Below are 3956 nucleotides of genomic sequence, written 5' to 3'. Positions count from 1 at the left end.
ATCTGCGCCGCCGCTATGTGGCAAGCCAGTCACAACGGCGATCATGGAACCGCCAGCGTTGCATTCAATATGTTCCTACCAGAGATCTGCGATCGCCTCCATGACAACCAACTGATGCGACTACAAATTGTAGGAGCGCAGTATGGAGAACTCGCATCAACCAAATGGACGGGAAATGGAGAACATGCCTGCATACCCATCCTTGTATCTCAACGCCAAGAAGATGGCAGATATTAGATAGAAGTCATCCGTAAAAGCAGGAAAAAGCCATACCTGTTAGGACTCGTCGCCAAAGACTCCGCCAAAGTATTGGTGGGAGAATACACAGCTTCTCTGACTACGCAGCAAAAGACCATATTGTGCGAACTGATCGCTGCTTAGAAATCAAGGGGATAAAGCAGCTTTATCCCCTTGATTATCTATCTTCTAGAAAAAAGAATTTCCCAATCCCAAACTTTGCTAAACTAAGTGGATATGAAAACTGATACGCTCTTTTATCAACTATTCAATACCTTTCACACCCTACTGTTTGAGCTAATTGAACGCCCGATTGCTGAAGCAGAAGGCTATGAATTTAGCTCAGTGGAAGTGAAAGAAAAAGCCTTTCGGTTTGATGGCATATTTAGCCCTAAAGCGAAAGATAAACCGATATATCTCATCGAAGTTCAATTCCAGCAAAAGGAAGACTTTTACTGGGAATACCTATCCGAGATATATCTGTACCTAAACCAATACCGTCCCGCACAGGAATGGCAAGCGATCGCCATCTTTGCGAGGCGCAGTTACGAACCAGAGCCAAGAAGCCACGTGCGGGAAATGCTCGACTGCCAGAGAATCAGGCGAGTTTATCTAGAAGACCTCCTAGATCGGGAGACAGACTCTTTTGCGATCGGTATTATTCAACTCATCTTGTCTAGTGAAAGTCAAGCTGTCAGACTGGCAAGACAATTAGGTGAGAAGATCGAGCAGGAAAACAATACCGAAATCCAAGAGCAGGTATTAGAATTAATAGAGACAGTGTTGGTTTATAAATTCCCAAAACTCAGTCGGCAGGAGATTGAAGCAATGTTTACATACAGCGATTTAAAGCAAACGCGAGTATATCAAGATGCAAGAGAAGAGGGCGAGCAACGCGGCTTAAAACTAGGCGAGCAAAGAGGTCTAGTGAAAGGGCAATCTACAATGCTGCTGCGGATGCTTGGTCGCAAGTTTGGACAGATCACCCCAAGCTTGAGGGGCAAGATCAACAAACTATCGGCAAAGCAGTTAGAAAATTTAGCCGAAGCATTATTTGACCTAGAGACGATCGCTGACCTCAACAACTGGCTAAAAACCAAAGGCAAAGGCAACTAGAGGATTTTGAACCAATACATAAACAATACTTCGGACAAAATTAGTAAGCAATAGTGCCGTAAGAACAAAGGTCTTGGAATCGAGGATGAGATTTAATTGAAGTAGAATCCAATTCTAACAGGGAAATAAAGCGCTCAAGTAAATGACGATTTAGAGCCATCCGTTTGAAACTAGCCATAGAGAAAACAAAAGGTTTAGGAGATTGATGAAGTTGACACGCCTCAAACTTAGCGAGATTTAAAGCCATGAGACTAGCATTGAAATGGAAATCAAGTTTAGTAAAGTCACGAGCTTGACAATCGGTTAAACCCGTAAACTGCTTAGCATCACGAAATATGAATTCAATCTGAAAGCGAGCTTTATAGAAATCTAAGATATCAGATGCGTCAAGGTGAATATCGGTTGAGAACAAAAGTATCCGAGCGATGCGTTTTGGATCACGACAGTCCAAGAGATAAGCAAGACGGACTTTGCGTTTAAGGCTCAGCGACCAGACAACAACAGTGTACAAAGATAATTTAGGTTCAAGCTCACGGACTAGAGACATGCGACTGACATCAGTCAAATCCACCTTGCTGTCATATTTGCGATGTCTACCGAGAGGCTTCTGCACACCTGTATAGACATAACGCAAATCAGCATCACAACGTAACTTGCCAATCACATCCAAATTTAAAGCCGTGACACCATTGACCCATTTAATTTTGCTGTAGAAGCCATCACTGACTACATAACGGGCTAATTTGGGCAGATAAGGATATGTCGCTTTGAGATGCTCCAAATAGTGCTCAATTCGGGTCGTTTCTTTCCTTGGGTTGTTAGGTGGAGTCTGTTGTACTGACAAGGTATAGCCTTGCTTGGCATCAACATCCACTATTGCTAATACGGAAATCTCTAGTCCCTTTTCAGCACGTCCAGCACAGCCATTATAGAAATGCTCGATCCCATAGGTTGATTTACCACTTTTGGGTACAAATGAGCAATCTGTCGCGATGATCTGACGTGCGGTGGCTGGTATTGCTTGTTCTATCAGGTCGGCGTTACCTTTGATAAAGTTAAAGGATTTCTGGAATTGCCGACGATAGCTCCGTTCTGATATTTGACTATATCGACTCAGATTCGTAAAGTTTACTTCCCCGCACAATACCAATATTGTCGAAAACAACGTTATCAAAAACTTTTGTTGGGGTTTACTCAGTAGACTGGGTATTATGAAATTGATGCTATTCATTTGGTGCTGGTGTTCAATATCTGCACCTTATACGATGAATAGCTTTTTTCTCTATTTTCTAAAAATGTCCGAAGTATTGATAAAAAAAGACATGACAACTAAAGTCATGTCTTTTTTATGGCTAGCGCTTGTTCGCAAGAACAAAAACTAGCCACAAAAACTAAAAATGTACCAACCCATATTTGAAATTACGCCAGAAATTGAGCAGCATTTTGATAGCCCCCTGCGAGTAAAAGCAGAAGTAACCGTCGAAGCGATCACCCTATCGAAATCGATAACCAAGGCAACACAGCAACAACAGGTAGAACTCGCCAAAGCATCGGGATGGGGAACGCTCACCGATATCTGGGTGAAAACGAATCATCAAGGCAACACATGGCAGCATCGATGCCATGAAAAACTAAGTCAACTATTGACCCAAGCCGAAATCCAAGCCGCCAAATCCGCAACCGCAACCGCTTACCAAACTAGTTTTGAAGTAATCCGCGCTATGTGGGATATTCTCAGTGATATCGGTTTTACAGGTGGAACGATCGTCGAACCAGCTTGCAACACCCTAGCGTTTATGGGATGCCAGCCCGTATTGATGCGAGAGCGATCGCAATGGGTAGGTATAGAACTAGACCCGATCTTTGCCCAAATTGCGAGATTGCTATACCCCGAAGCGCTGATTTACGCTCAAGGATTTGAGACAGTGAGCCTAAGTGACAACAGTTTTGACCTAGCGATCGGTAACGTTCCCTTTGGTAATTACAAACTCTACGATCCGCGCTATGCCCACCTGAACCTGAGCATCCACAACTATTTCCTAACCAAATGTGCTGACCTCGTGCGAGAAAATGGATTGATCGCCTTGATTACCAGTTGCTTTACCCTAGATGCAGCCAATACTAGCTTTCGGAGATATCTAGCGAGTAGGTTAGAACTAGTAACCGCCATTAGATTGCCAGACATCGCTTTTAAGAGATTTGCCAACACGGAAGTAGTTGCCGATATTCTTATTTTTCGTAAACTCACAGAATCTGAACGGATAGCAACGAATCAAAAAAATTATAAATATCCCGATTGGGTCAAGACAGTTCCATCAGGCAAACACACAGTCAATCAGGAGCCAATCATGATTAACCAATGGTTTGTAGAGAGTGCTTAGTGACCGATCTAGAGAGAAACCACACCAAAACTATCGAACGAGTTAATCTTATTTAACTCACCTTACGCAGATAGAAAGCGCCCAAAAAAAATGACTGAGAATGTATACTGGAAGTAGGTTTGAGAGTAATTGCTTTGCCGAAACCAAGCTAAGATGAGGAAAGAAGATAAAAACATGAAGATGAACATGTTAGATCTTTATAGTGACTATCTAATTAGTTCT

The 3956-nt window shown here is 42.7% G+C and carries 4 protein-coding genes; 3 read left to right on the top strand and 1 reads right to left on the bottom strand.

Going from position 1 to position 3956, the window contains the following annotated elements; all coding sequences use genetic code 11:
* On the top strand, positions 1–237 hold a 237-nt coding region (locus AC805_RS26420), incomplete at its 5' end, for a hypothetical protein (RefSeq protein ID WP_197278761.1).
* 237 nt (positions 238–474) lie between these two features.
* The gene (locus AC805_RS16420; RefSeq protein WP_055076414.1) at positions 475–1353 is read left to right on the top strand and encodes an Rpn family recombination-promoting nuclease/putative transposase; all 879 of its coding nucleotides are present in this window, start codon (positions 475–477) and stop codon (positions 1351–1353) included.
* Between the two features lie 40 nt (positions 1354–1393).
* Here the strand turns inward: AC805_RS16420 and AC805_RS16415 are convergent, their stop codons facing one another.
* Entirely contained in the window at positions 1394–2518 is a 1125-nt protein-coding gene (locus tag AC805_RS16415) for a transposase (protein WP_369122833.1), read from the bottom strand.
* 232 nt (positions 2519–2750) lie between these two features.
* On the opposite strand from AC805_RS16415, the gene AC805_RS16410 reads away from it, so the two are divergent.
* Positions 2751–3734, top strand: a complete 984-nt coding sequence (locus AC805_RS16410) for an SAM-dependent methyltransferase (protein WP_055076413.1) — start codon at positions 2751–2753, stop codon at positions 3732–3734.
* Positions 3735–3956 lie beyond the last annotated feature (222 nt).

Source organism: Pseudanabaena sp. 'Roaring Creek' (assembly GCF_001402795.1).
Taxonomy (GTDB): Bacteria; Cyanobacteriota; Cyanobacteriia; order Pseudanabaenales; family Pseudanabaenaceae; genus Pseudanabaena.
The sequence above is the reverse complement of the archived record's forward strand: the minus strand, read 5'-3'. Positions and strand labels throughout refer to the sequence as shown.

Coding starts and splice junctions, on each gene's coding strand:
- AC805_RS16410 (WP_055076413.1), top strand. CDS start 2,751: ATGTACCAACCCATATTTGAAATTACGCCAGAAATTGAGCAGCATTTT.
- AC805_RS16420 (WP_055076414.1), top strand. CDS start 475: ATGAAAACTGATACGCTCTTTTATCAACTATTCAATACCTTTCACACC.